The 24,364-nt window shown below is 68.4% G+C and carries 19 protein-coding genes; 8 read left to right on the forward strand and 11 right to left on the reverse strand.

The features are described 5' to 3' along the window. Positions 1-111 precede the first annotated feature (111 nt). The 3 genes from mutS to ABE505_RS04850 all read right to left on the reverse strand — a co-directional run bounded on the left by mutS (position 112) and on the right by ABE505_RS04850 (position 6,571). A complete protein-coding gene (mutS, locus tag ABE505_RS04840) occupies positions 112-2,709 on the reverse strand; it encodes a DNA mismatch repair protein MutS (protein ID WP_346442273.1) in 2,598 nt (865 codons plus the stop codon). Between the two features lie 65 nt (positions 2,710-2,774). Further along, positions 2,775-3,713 carry a cytochrome c peroxidase gene (locus tag ABE505_RS04845; protein WP_346442274.1) on the reverse strand — a complete coding sequence of 313 codons (939 nt, stop codon included), beginning with the start codon at positions 3,711-3,713 and terminating at the stop codon, positions 2,775-2,777. 245 nt (positions 3,714-3,958) lie between these two features. Continuing rightward, positions 3,959-6,571 (reverse strand): hypothetical protein, encoded by a 2,613-nt coding sequence (locus tag ABE505_RS04850; RefSeq protein ID WP_346442275.1) that lies wholly within the window; start codon positions 6,569-6,571, stop codon positions 3,959-3,961. A gap of 183 nt (positions 6,572-6,754) precedes the next feature. Between ABE505_RS04850 and ABE505_RS04855 the strand changes: the two genes are divergently transcribed. Together ABE505_RS04855 and ABE505_RS04860 are read left to right on the forward strand one after the other, a co-directional pair. Further along, complete coding sequence (locus tag ABE505_RS04855) at positions 6,755-7,261, forward strand: CinA family protein (RefSeq protein WP_346442276.1); 507 nt, start codon at positions 6,755-6,757, stop codon at positions 7,259-7,261. Next, positions 7,261-8,940 (forward strand): AarF/UbiB family protein, encoded by a 1,680-nt coding sequence (locus tag ABE505_RS04860; protein ID WP_346442277.1) that lies wholly within the window; start codon positions 7,261-7,263, stop codon positions 8,938-8,940. The genes ABE505_RS04855 and ABE505_RS04860 overlap by 1 nt, the downstream gene beginning before the upstream one ends. 45 nt (positions 8,941-8,985) lie before the next feature. Here the strand turns inward: ABE505_RS04860 and metG are convergent, their stop codons facing one another. The 3 genes from metG to ABE505_RS04875 all read right to left on the reverse strand — a co-directional run bounded on the left by metG (position 8,986) and on the right by ABE505_RS04875 (position 14,932). Beyond that, positions 8,986-11,046 (reverse strand): methionine--tRNA ligase, encoded by a 2,061-nt coding sequence (gene metG, locus ABE505_RS04865; protein ID WP_346442278.1) that lies wholly within the window; start codon positions 11,044-11,046, stop codon positions 8,986-8,988. Between the two features lie 122 nt (positions 11,047-11,168). Then, positions 11,169-14,192, reverse strand: coding sequence for a TonB-dependent receptor (locus tag ABE505_RS04870; protein WP_346442279.1), 3,024 nt, complete (start codon positions 14,190-14,192; stop codon positions 11,169-11,171). Between the two features lie 296 nt (positions 14,193-14,488). Continuing rightward, positions 14,489-14,932, reverse strand: a complete 444-nt coding sequence (locus tag ABE505_RS04875; RefSeq protein ID WP_346442280.1) for a DUF2147 domain-containing protein — start codon at positions 14,930-14,932, stop codon at positions 14,489-14,491. 187 nt (positions 14,933-15,119) lie between these two features. Here ABE505_RS04875 and apbC point away from each other — a divergent pair, with 187 nt between their 5' ends. The 3 genes from apbC to ABE505_RS04890 all read left to right on the forward strand — a co-directional run bounded on the left by apbC (position 15,120) and on the right by ABE505_RS04890 (position 17,171). Beyond that, entirely contained in the window at positions 15,120-15,974 is an 855-nt protein-coding gene (apbC, locus tag ABE505_RS04880) for an iron-sulfur cluster carrier protein ApbC (protein ID WP_346442281.1), read from the forward strand. A gap of 76 nt (positions 15,975-16,050) precedes the next feature. Further along, positions 16,051-16,626 carry a dCTP deaminase gene (gene dcd / locus ABE505_RS04885; protein ID WP_183426014.1) on the forward strand — a complete coding sequence of 192 codons (576 nt, stop codon included), beginning with the start codon at positions 16,051-16,053 and terminating at the stop codon, positions 16,624-16,626. A 35-nt stretch (positions 16,627-16,661) separates the two neighbouring features. After that, entirely contained in the window at positions 16,662-17,171 is a 510-nt protein-coding gene (locus ABE505_RS04890; protein WP_346442282.1) for an RDD family protein, read from the forward strand. Positions 17,172-17,178: 7 nt separating this feature from the next. Here ABE505_RS04890 and ABE505_RS04895 read toward each other — a convergent pair whose 3' ends face one another. Beyond that, positions 17,179-17,607 carry an HIT family protein gene (locus ABE505_RS04895; protein ID WP_346442283.1) on the reverse strand — a complete coding sequence of 143 codons (429 nt, stop codon included), beginning with the start codon at positions 17,605-17,607 and terminating at the stop codon, positions 17,179-17,181. A 13-nt stretch (positions 17,608-17,620) separates the two neighbouring features. After that, positions 17,621-18,298, reverse strand: coding sequence for a dienelactone hydrolase family protein (locus ABE505_RS04900; RefSeq protein ID WP_346442284.1), 678 nt, complete (start codon positions 18,296-18,298; stop codon positions 17,621-17,623). Between the two features lie 176 nt (positions 18,299-18,474). Between ABE505_RS04900 and rimO the strand changes: the two genes are divergently transcribed. Then, entirely contained in the window at positions 18,475-19,827 is a 1,353-nt protein-coding gene (gene rimO / locus ABE505_RS04905; protein WP_346442285.1) for a 30S ribosomal protein S12 methylthiotransferase RimO, read from the forward strand. Next, positions 19,824-20,228, forward strand: a complete 405-nt coding sequence (locus ABE505_RS04910) for a hypothetical protein (protein ID WP_346442286.1) — start codon at positions 19,824-19,826, stop codon at positions 20,226-20,228. The genes rimO and ABE505_RS04910 overlap by 4 nt, the downstream gene beginning before the upstream one ends. A 44-nt stretch (positions 20,229-20,272) precedes the next feature. Here ABE505_RS04910 and ABE505_RS04915 read toward each other — a convergent pair whose 3' ends face one another. The 3 genes from ABE505_RS04915 to ABE505_RS04925 all read right to left on the reverse strand — a co-directional run bounded on the left by ABE505_RS04915 (position 20,273) and on the right by ABE505_RS04925 (position 22,867). Further along, a complete protein-coding gene (locus tag ABE505_RS04915; RefSeq protein WP_346446125.1) occupies positions 20,273-20,785 on the reverse strand; it encodes a hypothetical protein in 513 nt (170 codons plus the stop codon). 88 nt (positions 20,786-20,873) lie between these two features. Continuing rightward, the gene (gene greB / locus ABE505_RS04920) at positions 20,874-21,380 is read right to left on the reverse strand and encodes a transcription elongation factor GreB (RefSeq protein ID WP_346442288.1); all 507 of its coding nucleotides are present in this window, start codon (positions 21,378-21,380) and stop codon (positions 20,874-20,876) included. Then, on the reverse strand, positions 21,377-22,867 hold the full coding sequence (locus ABE505_RS04925) for a helicase HerA-like domain-containing protein (RefSeq protein ID WP_346442289.1): 1,491 nt from the start codon (positions 22,865-22,867) through the stop codon (positions 21,377-21,379). The genes greB and ABE505_RS04925 overlap by 4 nt, the downstream gene beginning before the upstream one ends. 117 nt (positions 22,868-22,984) lie before the next feature. Between ABE505_RS04925 and ABE505_RS04930 the strand changes: the two genes are divergently transcribed. After that, a complete protein-coding gene (locus ABE505_RS04930) occupies positions 22,985-24,298 on the forward strand; it encodes a hypothetical protein (protein WP_346442290.1) in 1,314 nt (437 codons plus the stop codon). The last annotated feature ends 66 nt before the right edge of the window (positions 24,299-24,364 follow it).

Raw genomic sequence — 24,364 nt, forward strand, 5'->3', positions numbered from 1 at the left:
TCGCCGCGTCCGACGAGCGCCGGGGGCACATGCGACAGCGGACCGGGACGCGGCATGCCGCGCCGATGACGCGCGACGGCGATCCCGATCGATCGTGCGGGAGGCTGCCGCTTACAACAAGGTCTTGAGCCGGTACAACGCCTCAAGGGCTTCGCGCGGCGTCAGCGCGTCGGGATCGATCCCGGCCAGCGCTTCGACCGCGGCCGACGGCGGCGCGAACAGACCGATCTGCTGCGGCGTGCCGAGCGCATCGGCCGACATCGGCGGTGCAGGCGCATCGTGGCGCCGCTGTTCGAGCTCGGCCAGCCGCGCCCGAGCATCGCGCACGATCTGTTTGGGCAGGCCGGCCAGCGCTGCGACCTGCAGACCGAAGCTGCGGTCGGCCGGCCCGTCCTTGACGGCGTGCATGAACACCAGCGTCTCGTTGCCCTGCTGGTCGCGATGCTCGACTGCGTCCAGGTGCACGTTGGCGATGCCACTGCCGGGCTGCGCCAGCGCGGTCAGTTCGAAGTAGTGCGTTGCGAACAGCGTGTAGCTGCGGTTGCGGCCGGCGAGGTGGCGCGCGCAGGCGTCGGCCAGCGCGAGTCCGTCGTAGGTCGAGGTGCCGCGGCCGATCTCGTCCATCAGCACCAGCGACGCGTCGGTGGCGTGGTGGAGGATGTAGCTGGTCTCGGCCATCTCGACCATGAAGGTCGACTGGCCCTTGGCGAGATCGTCGCCAGCGCCGATGCGGGTGAGGATGCGGTCGATCGGGCCGATCGTCGCGCGGGCTGCCGGCACGAAGCTGCCGATGTGCGCGAGCAGCACGATCAGCGCGTTCTGGCGCATGTAGGTGCTCTTGCCGCCCATGTTCGGGCCGGTGATGACCAGCATGCGGCGGTCGCCGAACTCGGGGCCGTCGCCGAGCACCAGGTCGTTGGGCTCGAAGGGGTCGCGCCGCACCGCCTCGACCACCGGATGGCGGCCGCGTTCGATGCGCACGCCGGGATGCGCGTCGAGCTGCGGGCGCGACCAGTCCAGCGCCTGCGCGCGTTCGGCGAAACAGGCGAGCACGTCGAGTTCGCTGAGCGCGCCCGCGCATTGCTTGAGCGTGTCGAGGCTGGCGTTGAGCGCGTCGAGCAATTGCTCGTAGAGCAGGCGTTCGCGGGCCAGCGCACGCTCGCGTGCCGACAGCACCTTGTCCTCGAACTGCTTGAGTTCCTCGGTGATGTAGCGCTCGGCATTGGTCAGCGTCTGCCGCCGCGTGTAGTGCGCCGGCGCTTTGGCCGAGTGCGCTTTGCCGATCTCGATGAAGTAACCGTGCACACGGTTGTAGCCGACTTTGAGCGTGGCGATGCCGCTGGCCTCGCGCTCGCGCGCTTCCAGGTCGACGAGGAACTGGTCGGCGTTGGTACTCAACCGGCGCAGCTCGGCCAGTTCGGCATCGTAGTCGTCGGCGAACACACCGCCGTCGCGCGCGAGCACCGGCGGCTGCTCGACCAAGGCCGTGGCCAGCAGGTGGGCCTGCTCGCCGTGCTCGCCGAGGGCGTCGTGCAAAGCGCGCAGGCGCGGCGAGTCGATCGCCTGCAGGGTCGTGCGCAGGTCGGGCAGCAGCGCCAGGCCGTCGCGCAGCGTGGACAGGTCGCGCGGCCGCGCCGAGCGCAGCGCGATGCGTGTGAGCACGCGTTCCAGATCGCCGAGCGCACGGAAGCGCTCGCGCAGCGCGACATCGGCGCCGTCTTCGATCAGCGCCTCGACCGCGTGCAGGCGCTCGCCCAGCACGCCGCGATCGCGCAGCGGCCGGTGCAGCCAGCGGCGCAGCAGGCGCCCGCCCATCGGCGTAACTGTGCTGTCGAGCACGCCGAGCAGGGTGTTACGGGTGTCGCCGTCGACGCGGGTGTCGAGTTCGAGGTGCCGCCGCGTGGCGGCGTTCATCGCGATCGCGCCGTCGCCGCTTTCCACCGCGATCGAGGTCAGATGCGGCAGCCGCTGCTTCTGGGTCTCCTCGACGTAGCCGAGCAGCGCGCCGGCTGCGGCGATCGCCAGCGGCCGGTCGTCGATGCCGAAGCCGGTGAGGTCGTGCAGGCCGAAGAACTGCAGCAACTGGCGGCGGCCCGAATCGGCGTCGAACAGCCACGGCGGCCGCCGGCGCATGCCGCTGCGCTCGGCCAGGAACGCAGGCCAGCCGTCTTCGTCGGGCACCAGCAGCTCGGCCGGGTCGAGCCGCGCCAGCTCGGCCTCCAGCGTGTCCTCGTTGGCGCATTCGCAGACCAGGAAGCGCCCGCCGGCCAGATCCGCCCAGGCCAGCCCGTAATGGCCGGCGCGATTGCGCGCGACCGCCATCAGCAGCGTGTCGCGACGCTCCTGCAGCAGCGCCTCGTCGGTCACCGTGCCCGGCGTCACGATGCGCACCACCTTGCGTTCGACCAGCCCCTTGCTCGCGGCCGGGTCGCCGATCTGCTCGCAGATCGCCACCGACTCGCCGAGCGCGACCAGCCGCGCCAGATAGCCTTCGGCCGAATGGTGCGGCACCCCGGCCATCGGGATCGGCGCGCCGGCCGAATTGCCGCGCTGGGTCAGCGTGATGTCGAGCAGCCGCGCCGCCTTGCGGGCGTCGTCGTAGAACAGCTCGTAGAAATCGCCCATGCGGAAGAACAACAGCACGTCCGGGTGCTCCGCCTTGGCGGCGAAGAACTGCTGCATCAGGGGCGTGTGCTGGGGGGCGGTCATTGCGTCTCGGGAGGGCCAGCCGGCCGGCCATTTTGCCTCAACGCCCGGCACCCCGCCGCCGGCCGCTAGAGCTGCTCGAGGAAATCGACGATCGCCTCGATCTCTTCGCGCTGCAAACCGAGGGGTCGCAGCAGCGGGTCGGGACGCGGAAACGTCGGATCGTCGCGCTGGGCGGCCGTTGGCCGCGGCGCCGGCATGCCGGCGTCGTACGCGCGCACCACGCCGAGCAGATGTGGGAACAGACCGTTGTGCATGTACGGCGCGGTCCGGGCGACGCCGCGCAGCGACGGGGTGCGGAACTTCCCCGCGTCCGCCGGATCGCCGGTGACTTCGTAGCGGCCCAGGTCCTGACGGCGGCGGCCGTGGAAGTGCAGCCCGAGATTGTGGAACGCGTGGTCGGTCATCTCGGGGCCGCTGTGGCAGTTCATGCAGCGCGCCTTCGTGCGGAACAGGTGCAGGCCCCACAGCTGGCGATCGTCGAGCTGGTCCGTGCCGCCGGCAAGGAACCGATCCAGCCGCCGGGTGCGCGGTGCGAGGCTGCGCTGGAAGGTCGCCAGCGATCTGGCGATCAACTGCGCGTCGATGCGATCGCTGCCGTAGGCGTCCGCGAAGGCAGCGCGGTAGGCCGGATCGCGCCGCACGCGCCGGATGGCCGGGGCCAGCGACCGGTTCGCCATCTCGCGCCCGTCGACCAGCGGGTGCAGCGCCTGGTCTTCGAGCGAGGCCGCCCGGCCGTCCCAGAACAGCGTACGCATCCAGGCGCTGGTCGCCACCGAGATGGCATTGCGGCGCCCGGCCTGGCGGTCGTGCCCGAACGATACACTGCGCCCGTCGGCCCAGCCCAACTGGGGGTCATGGCAGTTCGCGCAGGCGATCTGGCCCGAGCGCGACAGCCGCGGGTCCTCGAACAGACGCTTGCCGAGCGCGATGCGCTCGGGCGTGGGCGGGTTGTTGGCCGGTGTCGGGGGCGTGCGTGGCAGGGGTGCAAGTTCTTGCCAGGCCACGCCCGGATCGACGTGCGGCGCCGGCCAGCGTTCGCGAGGTTGCGTGTAGACACGGCGCAGGCAGGCGAAGTCGACAGGCGGCCCGCCCGTCCGCTGGCGGTTTGCGCAGGCGTCAGGGGCGCTTGCCGCCGCCGAAGGCATCGTCGGCGACGCCGCGTCCGTCCACGTCGCAAAGACCAGGAAACAAAGCAATGCCGGCAGCGTGCGATGACGATGCGGGCGGGGGCACGGTCGCATGGTCAGGTTCAGAACCGGTACCCGGCTTCGAGCCAATAGGTGCGTCCCGGTTCGTACAGGGTATTGATCGTGGTGGTCACACTGGTCATGCGATTGCGCTGATTGAAGACGTTCTGTGCTTCCACCCGGATATAGGCTTCCTGCCCGTCTCGCAGGGGCTGGGTGTACTCGAGCGTCGAGTCCAAGGTCCAGGTGCTCGGGTTGTGTCGTTCCTCGATGACGTCGACCGAGACTGTCTGCCCGTTCTCCTCCAGCACGTCCTCGCCCACGGTGACGAAGTTCAGGTGGCCGGCGCGATAGCGCAGGAAGTTGCTCCACGACAGACGCAGCGCCTCGAAGCGGGTCTGTGTGGACAGACGTGCGGTCCACGGCCGGTTGAAGCCGTCCTGGGGCAGTTCATAGGCATGCATCAGCGTGCCGTTGTAGCGGACCCAGCGGTTATAGGTCCCGTCTTTGAAGCTGACGTCGTAGTTGGCGTAGTTGCGGCGAATATCGGTATGGTCGGCGGCCAGGCGCGCCGTGGTGTGCGTATCGCGCCAGTGCCAGGTCGGCATCTCGACCGCCAGCGTGACGGTTTCGCTGTCGCTGCGGCCGGTGTTGACGTAGCGGTAGACATAGGACGAGAAGAATCCGGTGTCGTCGTCTGACGCGACGCGCTCGCGCATGATCTCGTCCCGACCCTGGCGCCTGACGTACTTGAGGTCGGCGACGTAACCTTGCAAGCGTTGGCGGACACCGAGATTGACCTCGTCGCTATAGGGCACGTGGAGCGTCTCGAAGCGATTGTTCGCAGTGAAGGCCTTTTTCGTCCGCCAGCCATCGGCAACCGTCGTGCGCGCGTACTCGGTCTGCAGGTTTTCGCGTCCTTCACGCAGCTTCATGCCAAACAGGCTGCGGCCGTAGTAGCGATTGACGCCACTTGTGACCAGGGTGTCTCCGCTGCCGAACACATCCCAGCTCGCCGCCAGGCGCGGCGCCAGGGTGTTGCGGTCCATCAGGTCGTCCATGTCGAAGCGCAGGCCTGGCCGCAGGCTCACGCGGCCGAGTTGGATATCGTCCTGCACATAGGCGCTGAACTCGCGTACCCGCACATCGAAGCGACCGGCCCGATAGAGGTTGTGCGTACTATGGAACTGGCCCTGGCCGGCAATCACGCGATTTGTCTGCGTACGATAGACCGGTGCCAGTGAGCACGACACGGTGTCCTCTGTGCCATCCGGACCGGTGCAGGAGGTCGTGGGTCTTGGACTGATGTAGCTGTGATGATCGTTGAGGCGGTGATACTGCGCATGGCGGTCGCGAAGGTCGACACCGGCCTGTAGGCGGTGTTCGGTTCGCCCCCACCGGAGGGGCGCGCGTTGTGCGCCGAACGACGCGGTGATGTTGCGCGTGCTCTGATCGATATTGCCCCAGTTGCCCTCAATGGCGTTTGTGTTCCCTTCGGGAGTCCAGTTCTTGTCTTCCGAACGCGCCCAGGTCTTCCAGTAATCGATCGCCGCGTCGACGCGACGCGAACTGTCGATGTCGCTGTAGCCGAGGCGGCCATCGAAGGTCCAGGCATCGCCACGCCACGACCCAGTGAGATTGGCGACCGGCCCGCCCTGCTGGAGTTCGAACCAGGAGTCCTTCGCGTTCTTGGTGAAGTAGAGGTCGTTGCTCGGGGCATAGGTGATGCCTGCGCCGATCTCCAGTCGATCGGTCGGTGCGTAATTGGCGCGCAGGCTCACACTGGTATTTTCTCGCCGCTGTTCCTTGACGTTGGCATCGCTCGAGCTCATCTCGCCGTTGCTGTAGGCGCGCAGGGGAATATCCGAACGCGTACGGCTGACGGTGCCGATCAGGCCGATGCCCCGTGTCGTACGCCCCTCGAGCATCGCGCCCAGCTTGTACTTGTCGTATACCGGCTGGTTGGTCCACGTGTCCGATTCGACGAAGGCCTGCTCGTTGCCCTCCGGGACGATGAGCTCGTTCCACACCGAGCGCGACGTACGGAACCAGGTCTTGCCACCGAACGCCGAGTTGGCACGCCGCGTTTTGGCGTCGACCACGCCGCCAGTGAAGCCGCCGAAGGCGGCCGGAACGTTGCTGTCGTAGACCGTCAGGCGTTCGAGCAGGTCGGTGTCCAACGCGATGCCCTGGGCGGGGCTGGGCACACTGTCAACGAGGTGAGGGTTCGATGGAGAGCCGCCCCCCGGGTCGAGGTCGTTGTTGAACGAGACGCCGTCGACCAGCAGCAGGTTCTGGTGGAACAGACCGCCATGGATGCTGATGTCGGCCGGCCGGATCTCGCCCATCTGTCGCGACGAACCAATGCGCGCATCGTCGAACTGCACGGCCGGGTTGATCCGTAGCAGTGTGCCGATGTCGCCATTTCCCTTTGGCTGTTGCTGGATATCGGCCTCGTCCAGGGTCATGCCTTCCTGATAGCGAAGCATCCGCTGGCCGGGCACGCGCAGCGGGCCGAAGCGCAGCGAGGTCGCGGATGGCACGTCTTCGCCTGTCGCGATCGGCGCGGTGGCGCGGTGATCGGACGGAGCGGGGGCGGTGGCGGGGGACTGTCCGGCGGCATGGGCGGACATGGCGAGCAGGCCGATCGAAACGGCCAGGGCGAGGCGGTGCATGCAAGGTTCCTGTCAGCGAAGAGACGGGCGGGGATGCCCATGTGCTGGCGAGGAAACCTGGAACGGCCCTGATGCTGGCGGCGCGGCATGATCGCGCGATGGCGGCGACGGGTCAATTCCCTGAATGCGCGACGCGCGCGTGCGAATGCGGTAAAACAGGCCTTTGAACAGGCACGCAGGACGATGAGCGCAACTCCCGATGACGCGACCTTGCAGGCGATGGCCGCCCGGCTGGGTAGCCTGCTGCGCGACCGCCACCATCGCCTGGTGACCGCCGAAAGCTGCACCGGCGGCTGGATCGCCAAGGCGATGACCGACATCGCCGGCTGCTCGGACTGGTTCGATTGCGGCTTGGCGGCGTACAGCTACGAAGCCAAGCAGGCGCTGCTGGGGGTCAGCCTGCAGACGCTGGAGACGCACGGCGCGGTCAGCCGCGAGACCGCAATCGAGATGGTGTCCGGCGCGCTGGTCAACTCCGGAGCTAGCATCGCGGTCGCGGTGACCGGCATCGCCGGGCCCGGCGGCGGCAGCGACGACAAGCCTGTCGGGACGGTGTGGATCGCGTGGAAGCGGCGCGGAGACTATGCGCGCGCGCAGATCCATCACTTCGACGGCGACCGCGAAGCGGTGCGGCGGCAGACGGTCGCGGCGGCGTTACGCGGACTCGAGGCGACCCTGGACGTGGACTGATGTGGGAGACGCTCGCCACGGTCCGGGATCTGGGCCGCATCCAGGAGATCGCGTCAGTCCTGGTGCGTTACGGCTTCGGCGACGTCGTGCAGCGCATCGGCATGGCCGGGGCGCTCGAACGTGCTGGTCGCTTGCTGCATCTCCACGCGGCCGACACCGCGCGCATGACCCAACCCGAGCGCGTGCGCCATGCGCTGCAGGACCTGGGCCCGACGTTCGTCAAACTCGGGCAGATCCTCGCCACGCGCGTCGACCTGCTGCCGCCGGACTGGATCGAAGAACTCGGCCGGCTGCAGAGCCGCGTGCCGCCGGTGCCGTACGCGGCGATCCACGCCCAGTTGGTCGAAGACCTCGGCGAGGCACCGGACACTGCGTTCGCAAGGTTCGAGCCCGAGCCGATCGCCGCCGCCTCGCTCGCGCAGGCGCATTTGGCGTGGTTGCACGACGGCACGCCGGTGGTGCTGAAGGTGCGGCGCCCCGGGATCCGTGAGATCGTCGAAGCCGACCTGCGCCTGCTCGCGCGCTTGGCCGAGATCGTCGAGTCGCAGGCGCCGGACCTGCGTCGCTACCGGCCGGTGGAGGTCGTGCGCCAGTTCGATGCGTCGCTGCGGCGCGAGCTCGACTTCGCTGCCGAGTGCCGGAACGCCGAGCGCATCGCGGCGAACTTCGCCGACGATCCGGCCGTGCTCGTGCCCCGTGTGCACTGGCAATGGACCTGCGAACGGCTCAACGTACAGGATCGGGTGGTCGGCATTGCCGGCGGCGACCTGGCTGGCATCGAGGCCGCGGGCCTCGACCGCCACGCGCTCGCGCTCGCGGGCAGCGCGATCGTCATGAAGATGGTGTTCGAGGACGGCCTGTTCCACGCCGACCCGCATCCGGGCAACCTGTTCTTCCTGCCCGACGGCCGCATCGCTCTGATCGACTTCGGCATGGTCGGCCGCGTGCCGCCGGAACTGCGCTACCAGGTCGCGCGGTTGCTCCACGGGCTGGTGTCCCAGCAACCGCAGAGCGTGTGCGACGTGCTGCTGGACTGGACGACGAGCGATGTCGAGGTCGACGAGGGCCGATTGCAGAGCGAGATCGACGGCTTTGTCGATCAGTATCGCGGTCTGCCGCTGCGCGATCTGCGGATGGGCGCGATGCTTGCCGACATCACCGGGCTGTTGCGTCGGCACGGCCTGATGCTGCCGCCGGACCTCGCGCTGCTGATCAAGGCCTTTCTGACGCTGGAAGGCCTGGGCCGCCAGCTCGATCCCGGGTTCGACATGACCAGCACCGCGCAGCCGTGGCTGGAACGGGTGATGCTGCAGCGCTATTCGCCACGCGCGCTGGCGCGGCGCGGACAACGCACGCTATCGAGCACGATCGATCTTCTGGCCGATCTGCCGCGCGATCTGCGCCGTCTGCTGCAGACCGCGCGTCGTGGCCGTCTGCGCGCGCAGATCGAGGTGACCTCGCTCAAGTCGTTCGGCGATCAGGTCAACGCTGCGGCCAACCGGCTCACGGTCGGCGTCGTCACCGCCGCGCTGATCATCGGTTCGTCGATCGTCATGAACAGCGTCAGCGGCGGCGCAACGCACCGCTGGCTGATGGCGCTGGGCGTGCTCGGTTTCGTCGGCGCGGGCCTGAGCGGCGTGTGGATCCTGCTGTCGATCTGGCGCAGCGGTCGCAAGTAACGCGGATCTCGCCTGGGCGGCGCTATGCGCCGCCCGATCGCACGATCAGCGCACCGGCATGCCCGGTTGCGCGCCGTCATCGGCCGCCAGCAGTGCGAGCGCACCACCGTCGAACCCGGCTGACAGGATCATGCCTTCGCTCAGGCCGAAACGCATCTTGCGCGGCGCGAGATTGGCGATGAACACCACGTTGCGGCCGACCAGCGCTTCGGGCGCGCCGTAGCTGGCACGGATGCCGGAGAAGATCTGGCGCTTGCCCAGGTCGCCCGCGTCGAGCTCGAAGCGCAGCAGCTTGTCCGAGCCCTCGACGGCCTCGCAGGCCAGGACCTTGCCGATCCGCAGGTCGAGCTTGGCGAAATCGTCGATCCCGACATAGGCGGTGTCGGTGGCCGCGGGCGCGGACGTTGCGGGCGCCTTCGCCTCGCTCTTCTTCGGGGCGGCGGGGGCAGCGGCGGCGAGCGTGTCCTTGGAGGCTTCGGTCATGGCGGTGAGCAGGGTCGGGTCGATACGGGTGAACAGCGGGACATAGGCCTGGATCGTCCGGCTGGTCAGCGGCTGGTCGAGATCGTGCCAATGAGTGACGGGCGCTGCGAGGAACGCCGCGGCCTGTGTGCTGGTGCGCGGCAGGATCGGTTGCAGGGCGCCGGCGAGGATGCGGAACAGGTTCAGGCCCTGGGTGCAGACGGCCTGCAGTTCGGCGTCCGCGCCGGCCTGTTTGGCGATCACCCAGGGCTTGCGATCGTCGATGTAGCGGTTGGCCTCATCGGCAAGCGCCATCACCTGGCGGATCGCGCTGGCCGGGTCGTTGCGCGCATAGGCCTCGCGCACGCCGGACAGCGCCGCGACGAAACGCGCGTACTGCGCCGGATCGGGCAGCGCGTCGGCCAGGCGCGCGTCGAAGCGCTTGTGGATGAAGCCGGCGCAGCGGCTGGCCAGGTTGACGAACTTGCCGACCAGGTCGGCGTTGACGCGTGCAACGAAGTCGTCGAGGTTCAGATCGAGGTCGTCGACGCCGCCCGAGGATTTCGCCGCGAAGTAGTAGCGCAGCGCCTCGGGGTCCAGGCCCTGATCGAGATACGTGCGCGCCATGACGAACGTGCCGCGCGATTTGGACATCTTCGCGCCATCGACCATCAGATAGCCGTTGACGTGCAGCCGCGTGGGGACGCGCAGATCCGCACCGTGCAGCATCGCCGGCCAGAACAGGCCGTGGAAGTTGACGATGTCCTTGCCCAGGAAATGGTGCAACTCGACATCGCCGTCGGGCGACAGCCAGGCGTCGAAATCGATGCCTTCGCGCACGCACAGCGTCTTGAAGCTGCTCAGGTAGCCGATCGGCGCGTCGAGCCAGACGTAGAAGAACTTGCCCGGGTGGCCGGGGATCTCGAAGCCGAAATAGGGCGCGTCGCGCGAGATGTCCCAGGCGCGCAGGCCGCCATCGCCGTCCAGCCACTCTGCGAGCTTGGCCTTGACGCCGGGCGCCGCGACATCGCCGGCGAGCCAGTCGCGCAGCATGTCCTGGAAATGGCCGAGTTCGAAGAAGAAATGCTCGGACTCGCGCACCTCGGGCGTGGCGCCGCTGACCACCGACTTCGGGTCGATCAGGTCGCTGGGCGCATAGGTCGCGCCGCAGTGCTCGCAGTTGTCGCCGTACTGGTCGGGCGTGCCGCACTTCGGGCAGGTGCCCTTGACGTAGCGGTCGGGCAGGAACATGCCGCGCACCGGATCGTAGAGTTGTGCAACGGCGCGACGTGCGATGTGTCCGCCGTGCTCCAGACGCGCGTAGATCGTCTCCACCATGGCGCGGTTGGCCGCCGAGTGGGTCGAATCGTAATGGTCGAATGCGACGCCGAACGCGGCGAAATCGCGCACGTGACCGGCGTGGATCTCGGCGATGAACGCCTCGGGCGTCGTTCCCGCCTTTTCGGCCGCCAGCATGATCGGCGTGCCGTGGGTGTCGTCGGCGCAGACGAAATGAGCCACATCGCCGGCCATACGCTGGGCCCGGACCCAGGTGTCGGCCTGGATGTACCCGACCAGGTGGCCCAGGTGCAGCGGACCGTTGGCATAGGGCAGGGCGGCGGTGACGAGCAGCTTGCGCGACATGGTGATGGCAACGGCGGGAGCGGGGCCGGATTATCGCATGCCGTTCCGGCGCCTGGTCCTTGTCATAAAAAGAGCCCGGCCAAGGCCGGGCTCTTTTATGACTTTATGACGCAACAAGCGGATTAGAACTTGTAGGTCGCACCGAGGTACACGAAGCGGCCGACGCTGTCGTAGAACGCGTGGCTGGCTTCAGCACCGAAGTAGTTCGCCGGCGGGTCCTTGTCGAACAGGTTATCCGCGCCGATGTACACCTTGATGCCCGAGTCCGGGAACGTGTAGCCGACCTGGGCGTTGTGATAGGTGTACGAACCATTGCGGATCGGACTGGTCTGGCCCGGGTTGCTCTGGTACGACGCCGGCTCGACGCGCAGGTTGTGGTGCATGTAGCGGGCCGTCCACGAGACGTCCCAGTCGCCGCGCTGGTAGGCCGCTTCCAGATTGCCTCGCAGGCGCGGATCGGAGACCGCGGTGACCCACTCCTTGTACTCGTTCGGGAAGTCCTGGAACTGCCACTCGCGCGACTGGATCAAGCGCGTACCAACCATGCGCGTGACCATGTTGCCGCCCATGAACTCGAAGCGGTAGTCGACCTCGAAGTCAACGCCGACACGGCGGGACTTGGCCAGGTTTTCGTTCAACGCGCGCCAGCTATAGATGCTGTGCTCGGGGAAGAAACGGCCCTGCGGATCGGTGTAGCCACCCGGACCTGCGCGCAGGACCTGGCCGCAGAAGAGGTTGCCCGCCACGCCGCCGGGGGCGTCCACGCAACGCGTTGCATTGGTCTGGCCATTCACCGCGCCGATGGCGTCGTTGAGCGTGACCCGCCAGTAGTCGACCGACACGCCCAGCCCCTTGACGAATTCGGGCTGCCACACTGCGCCGAACGAGACGGTCTCGGCCGATTCGGGACGCAGATCCGGGTTACCGCCGCTCACGCCTGGGCGACGGGCGGTGTAGCTGTCCTGCCAGCCAACCGGAATACCCAACGCCGAACAGTTGGCCTGACGCAATGCTAGGTCGGCGGCGGTCGCTGGCCGATTCGGGTTCGTACCCAAGTAGTTGCAAGGGTCGTTGATCACCGCGAAGTTTTCGGACTGCGGGTTGAACAATTCGCCAATGCTTGGTGCACGCACGGCCTTTGCAGTGGTACCGCGCAGGCGCAGCGACGGGAACATCTGCCAGTCCAGACCGATGTTCCAGGTCTTGGTGGAGCCGATCGTGTCGTAATGCGAGTAGCGGCCAGCCAGATCAAGCGACAGGCGCTCCACGGCCGGAAGATCCGCCAACAGCGGGATCGTGGTTTCAAGGAACGCTTCGCTGACCTTATATTCACCACCGCGGCTGGCGATGGCGTTGAGGAAGGTCAACCCCTGAGCTGCCAACGGATCAGTGTTTTCCTGGCTGCGCTCCTGGCGATGCTCAACGCCCGCCGCGAAGCCCACGTCGCCGGCCGGCATGGAGAACAGCGCATTATTGGCGACCGATGCGCTGTAGACCGTCTGCTTGAGCTTGGAGCGGTTGAGCGAATCGACGTTGAACCACGCCGCGGCTGCCGGGTTGGCCGCGACCGCGCCGTTGCCGAAGACCGAGAACGGCACGCAACCGGCCACCAAGTCGGCGCGGTACTGCCGGCCGGTGTGGATGTTGAATGCAGTCGGGTCGACCGTGCTGCGGCAAGCGAGGTTGCCATTGGCGTCGAGAACCGTGTCCAGGCCCGCGTGCCAACGCTCGTTGATGCGGTTGTTGAGGTTCAGACGGGAGATCGACGATTCACCGTAGTTGAACGAGGTCTCGTAGGTCCAGTTCTCGCCGAAGAAGCCTTCCAGGCCGACCACGATGCGCTTGGTGTCGCGCTCGATCTGCTCGCCGCGACGCCCTGCGTCGACGTTCATGCGGCCGATCTCGAAGTACTCGGCCGGCGCGCCGTTGAGCGTTGCGGTCCGCAGCAGGTCAGGGTTGGCGGCCATCAATGCACGCAGTTCAGGCGTGATGTAGGCATTGTCGGTGCGGATACGCAACTGCGAATCGAACGCCGACTGGCCGTAGAAGTGTGCTTCGGTCTTGCTGTACTTCGCCTCGGCGAACACGCGGTGATTGTCGTTGAGATCAAAGCTGAAGATCGCGTTGACGCTGGTGCGATCGAACTCCGGCTCCAGATCCGCCAACGAATTGAGGTCGGTGAAGTCGCAATCGATGCACGAGGTGCCGGTGGTGTTGTACCAACCGTCGTAGCGGTTGCGCGAGATGCTACCGTCGGGATTGAAGTGATAGCGCTGCGTGGGATCGAACGGGTTGTTTCTGGGATCGATCACGCCGCCGGTGTAGAACGAACCGCCGAAGGAGATCGAGTGGTTGCCACCCGGGCCGGCGAGGATGTTCTGCGGGTTCGCCTCGCTCGAGGGCTTGGAGGGGTCGTAATTCGGGTTGGGACGCGTTACCAGGTAACGACGGCCGATCTCACGGCTCGTGCGGCTGAAACGGTCTTGCTCGCTGCGCTCAACCGAGAACGCAACATTGCCGCGGTCGTCGGCGAAGTTGCTGCCGGCCGAGAAGCTGAGGAACTGCCGGCCGAAGCCGCCTTCACTGGCCGCGCCCTTCTGGCCGCGCAGCTCGAAGCCTTCGAAGGACTTCTTGGTGATGAAGTTGACGACACCCGCAACCGCGTCGGCACCGTAGACGGCCGAGGCGCCACCGGTGATGACCTCGACGCGCTCGATCCACTCGACGGGGATGGTGTTGGTATCGACCGCGGTCGAGCCCGGGGTCGCGCCGACATGGCGGCGGCCGTTGACCAGGACCAGCGTGCGCGAGGTGCCCATGCCACGCAGGTCGAGCAGGCCGACGCCTGCGGTGCCGATGAAGCGAGTCGAGTTGCCCAGCGTGTAGGTTGCGCTGAGCGCCGGCAGCTTGGTCATCAGGTCGCCGATCGTGATCGCACCGGTGGCGCGGATCTCTTCGGCGGTGATCGCCGTGACCGGCGAGGGGGTCACGAAGCCCTCACGCGCGATGCGCGAGCCAGTGACGTTGACCCGATCCAGGGTCTGGGTGTCCGTGTTGGGCGCCGCATCCTGGGCATGGGCAGCTGCCGTGGCCAGCAGCGACAACGCAATGGCCGCACAAAGCGGTGCGGTCTTGTTGGAAATCATCAACATACATCCCCTTGGTAAAAAAAACCCGCCAGAGGTCGACCTCGGAGGGTGCTCGGACTTAACTCCGATTTAACCCTTTTGCCATAGGTTCGTAACGAAATCAAGACTTGCGGAAGTGGGCAAGGACCGCTCTCGTCGTGATTCGGAAGAGGGAATGACACTGAATGCGCTGTCGGCGCACAGCATTCTTCTGGCTGAATACGCTTTGCAGGTGCAAGCTCCCGACTCCTCCAAAAAGGGGAGCAGGAAAGAGGCGGATCGGATCCGCGCCCGTTGTGGGATCGGTCTGCGGCTTACTCCCGTTGCCAGACCTGCTCGCGGCAGATGAAGGCGATACAGCCCGACACGCCCAGCCGGTTGGCGTCGATCAACTTGGCCTTCGACCGGTAAGTCTTGCCGTTGGCGGGATCGAGTATCGTGCCGCCGGACCACTCGTTTCCGTCCGGCTTGAGATCCCACAGGATGGTCATGCCGGCGATCGGCTGGTTGCGACGTTCGCCGCTGCACTTGTCGCAGGTCGGGTTTGGCCCGCGATCGGAATGCAGCACCTCCAGGACCTTGCCGCTCAGCGTGCCGTTCGCGGCCTGGCTGATCTCGACGATCGACTTCACCCGGCCGGTCTCGTCATCGATGGTTTTCCAGCGGCCGGCCGGCGACTGTGCCGAGGCCGAGAACGATACGACGACCAGCGGCAGTGCCGCGAGTGCGAGCAGTATGGCCTTCTTGTTCATCTTCATTGCGCTCCCTCCCTCGGTGCCGGCGCGATGCCGACGCAGTTGGCGACGTTATAGCCGATCTGTTGGCTGCGCGCGTGTTCTCGTCGTGCGTCCGCGGCGGTCGAGCGGCAGGTGCGACATCTTGGTCGTCAGGCGTCGTCGCGTGGCATGGGACAATGGCGGCCCCAGCTCGAGCATTCTTCAGCCCATGCAACTCCCCAAGGCAGCACGCGCCGTCCAGGGCGCCCTCCATCCGCATCCGCGCATCCGCAACATCATCGCCGTGGGATCTGGCAAGGGCGGTGTCGGCAAGTCGACGACGTCGGTCAACCTGGCGCTTGCGCTGGCGGCCGACGGCGCCCGGGTCGGGGTGCTGGATGCGGACGTCTATGGGCCGAGCATCCCGACGATGCTGGGGCTGTCGGGCAAGCCGGACAGCCCCGACGGCAAGTCGATCCTGCCGCTGCAGGCCCATGGCATCGAGGCGATGTCGATCGGCCTGCTGGTCGACCAGGACACGCCGATGATCTGGCGTGGGCCGATGGCAACGTCGGCCCTTCAGCAATTGCTCAACGACACGCGCTGGGGCGGCGAGGACGGCCTGGACTACCTGTTGGTCGATCTGCCGCCCGGTACCGGCGACATCCAACTCACCCTGGCGCAGAAGATCCCGGTCGCCGGTGCGGTCATCGTGACCACGCCGCAGGAAGTCGCGACGCTCGATGCGCGCAAGGCGCTGAAGATGTTCGAGAAGGTCGAAGTCGCGGTGCTCGGTCTGGTCGAGAACATGGCCCAGCACGTGTGCTCGAACTGCGGGCACGTCGAGCATCTGTTCGGTTCGGGCGGCGGCGAGCGCATGGCCGAGCGCTATGGCGTGCCGCTGCTCGGCGCGCTGCCACTGGAGATCGGGATCCGCGAGCAGGGCGATGCCGGTGCGCCGATCGTCGCCTCCGCCCCCGGCTCGGCGGCGGCTGCGGCCTACCGTGCGGTCGCACGGGCCATGGTCGCCGAACTCGAGAAGCGCCCGCGCGCCCCGATGTCGATCTCCGCGTCGTTGGTGTGACCGCGGCGGGGTGCGGCGGGTCGGTGACGGCCCTACAATGCGTATTCACTGCCGCATTCGCCCCCGGGAACACCCTATGAGCATCAAGAGCGACCGCTGGATCCGCCGCATGTCCGAGCAGCCGGGGGGCATGATCGAGCCGTTCGAGGCCGGGCAGGTCAAGCACGTCGACGGCCAGCGCATTGTCAGCTACGGCACCTCGAGCTACGGCTACGACGTGCGCTGCTCGCGCGAGTTCAAGGTGTTCACCAACATCAACTCGACGATCGTCGATCCCAAGCGGTTCGACCCCAAGAGCTTCGTCGACGTGGTCGGCGACGAGTGCATCATTCCGCCCAATTCGTTCGCGCTGGCGCGTACGGTCGAGTACTTCCGCATTCCGCGCGATGTACTGGTGGTGTGCCTGGGCAAGAGCACCTATGCGCGCTGCGGCATCATCGTCAACGTGACGCCGCTCGAGCCGGAGTGGGAAGGCCACGTGACGCTGGAGTTCAGCAATACCACGCCGCTGCCGGCCCGCATCTATGCCAACGAGGGCGTCGCGCAGATGCTGTTCTTCCAGTCCGATGCGGACGACGTCTGCGAGACGTCGTACAAGGATCGCGGTGGCAAGTATCAGGGCCAGACCGGGGTGACGCTGCCGCGCACCTGAGCGGGCTGTCTTTTCCTCTCCAACAAGGACGTGCGATGCAAGAGTCCAATCCCTACCAGGCCCCGGTGGCCGAGTTGCAGGCCGATGCAGGTCAGGTGCTGGCCGAGCGCGGCACCCGGCTGGGCGCGGTGGTCATCGATGGGCTGATCGGCCTGGCGGTCATGACGCCGGTGATGTGGCTTGGCGGCTATTGGTCTGCGGTGATGGCGGCGGCCCAGCGCGGCGAGCAGGTCGGGTTCGGCCTGCAACTGCTGTGGATGGGGATCGGCCTGCTGGTGTTCGCGGCGATCCATGCCTGGCCGCTGCATGTCGGTGGCCAGACCTGGGGCAAGCGGTGGCTGGGGATCCGCATCGTGACGCTCGATGGCCGGCCGGTGACGGTGGCGCGTGCGCTGTTCGCGCGCTATCTGCCGTTGCAGGCGGTGGGCGGGATCCCGTGCCTGGGGGCGCTCGCGGTCCTGGGCAGCGTGTGCATGATCTTCCGCAATGACCGCCGCTGCGGGCACGATTTCGTGGCCGGCACGCGCGTGGTCCGCGTGCGTTGACGCGCGATCAGTCGGGCAACACGGCCTGCAGGCGGGTGATGCGCTCGACCAACAGTTCGGGAGAGTAGGGGCGGGCCGCGACGCGGCCCCAGACCGGAGCCGGCCATGCCGGATCACCCTGGTTGCGTCCGATCACGTGCACGTGCAGTTGTGGCACCTGGTTGCCCAGCGCCGCGATGTTGAGCTTGAACGGCCGGAACGCGTCGCGGATCGCGCGGGCCACGATGTCGATCTCCTCGGTCAGCCGGCTGCGTTGTTCGCGGCTCAGGTCGATCAGTTCGCGGGCGTCGGGCAGACGGGGGACCAGGATCAGCCACGGATAGTTGGCATCATCCATCAACCGCACCTCGCTCAGCGCGAGCGTGACGACAGGGTGGGTGTCGTCGGCCAATTGCGGGTGCAGGGCGTAGTGGGCAGGGGCGGTGGCGTGCGGCATGGTCGGCATCCGGTCAGCGCAGCAGCGCCGCGGCGATGAACTTCATCGTCTGCCGGCGGGCCTCGGCGGCGCTGTCGGGGTGGTAGTGGGCGGGGTCGACGTCGCGGTTGAAGGCGTGGCCGCCCGGGTGGACGTGGATCTCGGCGTCCGGCTGCCGCGCGCGGTGGGCGGCGATGTCGGCTTCGGGAATGCTGGCGTCGTCGACGCCGAAGTGGAACAGCATCGGCGCCAGCAAAGGCTCATCCAGGAACGGCACGGTACGCGCGCCGTAGTAGCTGACCGCGGGCAGGCCCAGACGGGTGTTGGCGAGGAAGGCGAGGCTGCCGCCCCAGCAGAACCCGACCACCGCGATCTGGCGATGGCCTTCACTGCGCAACAGGTCGCGGGTGGCGCGAACAATGCCGACCGCGCGCTCGAAACCCAGTTCTGCGGCGAGCGCGCGGCCGCGCTCGAAGTCGGCGGCCTCGTAGGTCAGTTCGACATGACGCGCGACCGGGTCGAACAGGGCCGGGGCGATCGCGACGTAGCCAGCGGCGGCGTAGCCGTCGGCGACGCTGCGGATGTGGGCGTTGACGCCAAAGATCTCCTGCAGCACCACGATCGCGCCCTTCGCGGCGGCGCCATGGGGCGGGTCGGCCCGCCAGGCGTTGACCGCCCCCGACGCGGTGGCGACGACGATGTCCCGGCCCATGGCAGCGTCCTGTTCACGTGAACGGTCCGAGTCTACCCCAGGCCGGCGGCCGCAGGACCGCCCCGGCCGCCGCCGCTATACTGCGCGGCCCCTCGTGCCCGCAGCCGCGGACCGGCCCAGTCCGGTCGCTTGGCGGCGCGCATGGGCTCCTCCCTCCTGCACCCGCCACGGTTCCCATGTCCGCAGCCAGTCCCAAGGTCGGTTTCGTCAGTCTCGGCTGTCCGAAGGCCCTCGTCGATTCCGAACGCATCCTCACCCAGTTGCGGGTCGAGGGCTACGACATCGTGCAGACCTACGACGATGCCGACGTGGTGGTCGTCAACACCTGCGGGTTCATCGATTCGGCGGTCGCCGAATCGCTCGACGCGATCGGCGAGGCGATGGCCGAGAACGGCAAGGTGATCGTGACCGGGTGCCTGGGCAAGCGCGAGGAGATGATCCGCGACGCGCATCCGGGCGTGCTGTCGATCAGCGGGCCGCAGGACTACGGCTCGGTGATGGGCGCGGTGCATGCGGCCTTGCCGCCGCGGCACGATCCGTTCCTCGACTTGGTGCCTGACACTGGGGTCAAGCTGACGCCGCGGCACTATGCGTATCTGAAGATCTCCGAGGGCTGCAACCACCGCTGCAGCTTCTGCATCATTCCGTCGATGCGTGGCGACCTGGTGTCGCGCCCGGTCGACGACGTGCTGCGCGAGGCCGAGCGCCTGGTGCGCGGCGGCGTGCGCGAACTGCTGGTGATCTCCCAGGACACCTCGGCCTACGGCGTGGACGTGCGCTACGCCGAGCGGACATGGCGCGATCGCGCGTACCAGACGCGGATGAAGGCGCTGTGCGAGGGACTGTCGGAACTGGGCGTGTGGACGCGGCTGCATTACGTGTATCCGTACCCGCATGTCGACGACATCATCCCGCTGATGACCGAGCGCCATGCCGACGGTAGCCGCAAGCTGCTGCCGTATCTCGACGTGCCGCTGCAGCATGCGAGCCCACGCATCCTCAAGCTGATGAAGCGGCCCGGCGCGATCGACCGTACCCGCGAGCGCATCGCGCGGTGGCGCGAGATCTGTCCGGACCTGACGATCCGCAGCACCTTCATCGTCGGCTTCCCCGGCGAGACCGAGGACGATTTCCAGCAATTGCTGGACTTCCTCGACGAGGCCCAGCTCGACCGCGTCGGCGCGTTCGCCTATTCGCCGGTCGAGGGCGCAACCGCGAACCTCTTGCCCGATGCGGTGCCAGAAGCGGTGAAGCAGGAGCGGCTGGCGCGGTTCATGGACAAGCAGGCGGAGATTTCCGCAGCGCGCCTGGAGGCCAAGGTCGGCACTGTGCAGTCCTGCCTGGTCGACGTCGTCGACGGCGACCTGGCGATCGCGCGGACGATGGGCGATGCGCCCGAGATCGACGGCGTGGTGCAGATCCAGGACGGCCGCGAGGCCGGTCTGCGCCCTGGCGATTTCGTCGAGGTGGCGATCATGGGCAGCGACGAGCATGATCTCTACGGCGAAGTCGTGGAGACGGACGCATGAGGCGATGGTCGAGGGAGATGGCGATGGGGCTGGTGCTGGCGCTCGTGGCCGGCGTCGCAGCCGCAGCAGACGGGCTGAGCGGGACCTACCGGCCGGTGGACGAGGATCCGGCGACGGTGCCGGCCGACGCGCAGCTGACGTTGCGGGCCGAGGGCCGCGGCTGGCTGGCGATGTTCCGGGGCGAGGGGCTGGCCATGCTGCCGCTCAGCGCGCGCGAGCAGGCCGGGCTGTTTCCCGGGGTTCCGCCCGAGGCCGGGCTGCAGTGCGCGTCGTCGAGCGCGTTCCTGATGTGCCGCGTCGCACCGGGCACCGTGTTCCCGGAGCAGAAGTTCACCTCGACGACCGGGTACTTCAGCGCGTTCTCGGACACGCAGATCCACGAGCTGCAGCGCATCGACTGAGCGCCCGGCCGGGCGCAGGTCCGGCGCGCGTGCCCTCGGCGGATCTACGGTGCGGGCTCGGTCTGAGTGACCGTTTCGACATAAGCCCAGGCCGCCGCCTCGATCGCGTCGATCGCCGCGATCGCGCCGGGCAGCAAGGCCCGTCCGCCGTCGCCGCCATCGTCGCGCATCTGCCCTGAGGCGTTGTAGTCGACCAGGGCCTGCCAGGCCGGCAAGCGCGCCTCGACGGTCGCAAGCAACCGCCGCAGCGCCGCGTCCGCCGTGCCATCCTCGTGCACCGACAGCGCGGCCTGCGCCCGCGCGCGGAACGCGGCGTCGAAGTGGTGGGTGTCGGTCCGGGCCTTCCAGAACGCGCCGAGCCGGAACCGCTCGTCATCGGCCGCGCGCGCGTTGCGCCCCGATGGACCCGTGCCACGTTCGATCAGGAATGGCCGCAGCCGCATGGCGAGCGCCGCATGGGCGTCGAGCGTTGTATCAGCAGGCGTCGGGGCGGTTGCGGCCGCCGGCAATGTGGGGGCGGCGCCGGGGCTGCAGGCGGCGAGCGCGGTCGCCAGCAAGATGAGGCCGGCGCAGGTCCCGCGCGCGGGGATCCCTCTGTTCGCAGCCGCGATCGCCCGGCCACCGTGTCGGCGATTGCGGCCCATCTCAGTCGGCGGCGTAGTCGACCGAGACGATCGCGAACGTGCGCGGGCCGCCCGGCAGTTCGACCGCGATCTCGTCGTCGATGTGCTTCTTGAGCAATGCGCGCGCCAGCGGCGAATCGATGCTGATCCAGCCTTCGCGCGCGTCGGTCTCGTCGGGACCGACGATGCGGTAGCGGTTGCATTGTCCGCTGTCGAGGTCTTCGAGTTCGATCCAGGCGCCGAAGAACACCGCCTCGGGATCGGTCGGCACGGTGTCGACCACCCGCAGCGCTTCGAGCCGCTTGCCGAGGTAGCGCACGCGGCGGTCGATTTCGCCCAATTGCTTCTTGCGATAGGTGTACTCGGCATTCTCCGAGCGATCGCCTTCGGCCGCCGCCGCCGACAGTGCGCGCACGACCTCGGGCCTGCGCACCCGCCACAGATCGTCGAGCTCGGCCTTGAGTCTTGCGTGGCCGCTCGGGGTGATCAGCGCGGTGCTTTTTTCCGGTGGCGGGCGCCAGCGGCTCATCGGCGCCCGATCCCGCCCAGCAGGTTGCGCACGATCCGGTTGGTGATCGAGCGCACCGCCTGCTTGCCGGCGGCCTGCACTGCGCCCTGGCGCCGCTTGGTGCCGAACAGGAACTCGTTGAGCTTCTGTTCCAGGCCGCCCTCGGCCTCGTCGGCGTCGCGGGACTTCGCCGGTGGCGCGTCGCCGGCGGTGGTCGCGGCCTGCGCACGCTGCGCCAGTCGTTCGGCGGCCGATTCGCGATTGACCGGCGTGTCGTACTTGGCGCCGACCGGACTGCCGGCGCGCACGCGCGCACGTTCGGCCTCGGTGATCGCACCCATCCGACAGCGCGGCGGCGCGATCAGCGTGCGCTCGACCGGCGCCGGTGCGCCGCCGGCCTGCAGCATCGAGACCAGTGCCTCGCCGGTCTTGAGCGTGGAGATCGCGGCGGCGACATCGAGTGCCGGGTTGGGCACGAAGGTCTGCGCGGCGGTGCGCACGGCCTTCTGGTCGCGCGGCGTATACGCACGCAGCGCGTGCTGCACGCGGTTGCCGAGTTGGCCGAGCACGGCCTGCGGCACGTCGTCGGGGAACTGCGAACAGAAGTAGACGCCCACGCCCTTGGAGCGCACCAGCCGCACCACCTGTTCGATCCGCTGTTGCAGCGCGGCCGGCGCGTCGCCGAACAGCAGGTGCGCCTCGTCGAAGACGAATACCAGCCGCGGCTTGTCCAGATCGCCGACCTCGGGCAGCGTCTCGAACAATTGCGACAGCAGCCACAGCAGGAAGGTGGCGTACAACCGGGGCTTGAGGATCAGCCGATCGGCAGCCAGGATGCCGATCACGCCGCGGCCGTCGGTGCGCGTGCGCATCAGGTCGTCGAGCGCCAGCGCCGGCTCACCGAAGAACGGCGCGCCGCCGTCCTGTTCCAGCCGCAGCACCGCGCGCTGGATCGCCGCGACCGACGGTGCCGAGACCAGTCCGTACTCGGATGAGACCGCCTTGCGCTCCTCGGCGACCAAGCCCAGCAGCGCGCGCAGATCGTCGAGGTCGAGCAGCAGCAGGCCGCGGTCATCGGCGAGCTTGAACACGATGTCGAGCACGCCGGCCTGGGTATCGTTGAGCTCGAGGGTGCGCGCCAGCAGCGTCGGCCCCATCTCGCTGACCGTCGTGCGCACCGGGTGGCCCGACACCCCGAACAGGTCCCAGAACACCACCGGGCTGGCCTCGCCGGCATAGTCGGGCACGCCGATGCGCGCGGCGCGCTCGCGCAGCGCCTCGCCGATCTCGCCCGGCATCGCCAGGCCTGCCACGTCGCCCTTCACGTCGGCCATGAACACCGGCACGCCCAGGCGCGAGAAGCCCTCGGCCAGTGTGGTCAGCGTGACCGTCTTGCCGGTACCGGTCGCGCCGGCGACCAGGCCGTGACGGTTGCCCAGCGCGGGCAGCAGGTGGACGGGGCCGCCGTCGGGCGTGGTGATGGCCTTGCCGATGAGGATCGGATCCATGGATTCAGAGCGCTTGGAGGAAGTGGTGATTCTAGGACGTGGCCGCCGCCGGTGCCGGGCGGCCGTTGCGGTCCACGGCGCGCGCACAATGGACGGATGTTCTCAAGGAATGTCGCCATGCCCTCTCGACTCCCGTCGCGTCTGGTCTGCCTGATCGTTGCGGCGCTGCCCGCGCTGGTCTGGGCCTGCGCGCTGCCCGCGCCGGACGGACCGCTGCCCGTGGGCCAGCAGCGCTTCGAACTGGCTGACACGACGCGGCGCGGGGTGGCAGGCGAGGCCCCCGACGCGGTGCGGACCTTGCCTGTCGTCGCCTGGTACCCCGCCGCGCAGGCCGCGCCGCTGCGCCCGTATCTGCCGCAGGACGAGGCGGTGCGGCTGTTGCCGGCGCTGGCACGCAATCTGGGCTACGCCGTCGACGACACCCACGCTATCGCCGTTTGCACCGCCGCAGGCGCCGGAACGGGGGTGGCCCCGCGCCCCGACGGCGGCTTCCCGCTGGTGGTCCTGAGCCACGGCTTCTTCCTGTATCCGGCGCAGAACACCGCGCTGGCGCAATCGCTGGCCAGCCACGGCTACGTCGTGGTGGCGCTGGGGCATCCCGGTGACGCGGTGGATCTCGCGCTGGCCGATGGTCGGGTGGTGCCCACCGACATGACCGCCGAGGCGCCGGCCCTGTTGGAATGGCGCCGACGTTTCCATGCCGCCGACGATCACGCCACGCGCACCACGCTGATCGGCGGCTACGCCCAGGCGCTGGCCGGCAGCCGGCTGGGCGCCAGCCAGGCCACCTGGCGCGAGGATGTGCTGTTCGCGGTGCGCGCGCTCCAGGCCGGGCATGTGCCACCGGCGTTCGCGCCGGTGCTCGCCGCGACCGATCCGCAGCGGCTGGCGATCACAGGCATGTCCTTCGGCGGGTCGACCGCGGCGACCGCCTGCCAGCGCCTGCCGAGCTGCCGTGCGGCGGTGAGTCTGGACGGGTTGAATTTCGACCCCGGGCTCTACGACGCCGACCTCGGTCGGCCGTTGCTGGCGCTGGCCAGCGACTGGGTGCGGTTTCCGCTCTACGACGGCACGCCGGCCGACGCTGCGTTCCACCACAACGACTACGCCTACGAGCGCTGGACGCAGGTCGGGCTGACGCCGGACGTGATCCGGCTGCGCGTGCCCGGCACCCGGCACATGGCCTTCAGCGACCTGCCGCTGCTGATGACGGAGCCGGTGCACGAGGCGCACTTCGGCGATGCGGATGCCGCGGCGACCGCGCGCGGTGTCGCCGCGGTGACGCGCGCGTTCCTCGCCCGCCATCTCGAGGCCGCGCCGGCGGCCGACCTCGATGCGGCGATCGAGGCGGCCGGCTTCGCGCGCCACGACCCGGCGCAAACGCGCGACTGGGCCCGCTCGCGGGCCCGGACCGGGCCACCGGGCGGCTGAGTCCCGGCGGTTGTCGATTGCCTTGCCCCGGCGCGACGGCGGGGGCTACCCTGCCGGCCCCTCAGA

It is taken from the genome of Luteimonas sp. TWI382 (assembly GCF_039674545.1).
Lineage (GTDB): Bacteria > Pseudomonadota > Gammaproteobacteria > Xanthomonadales > Xanthomonadaceae > Luteimonas.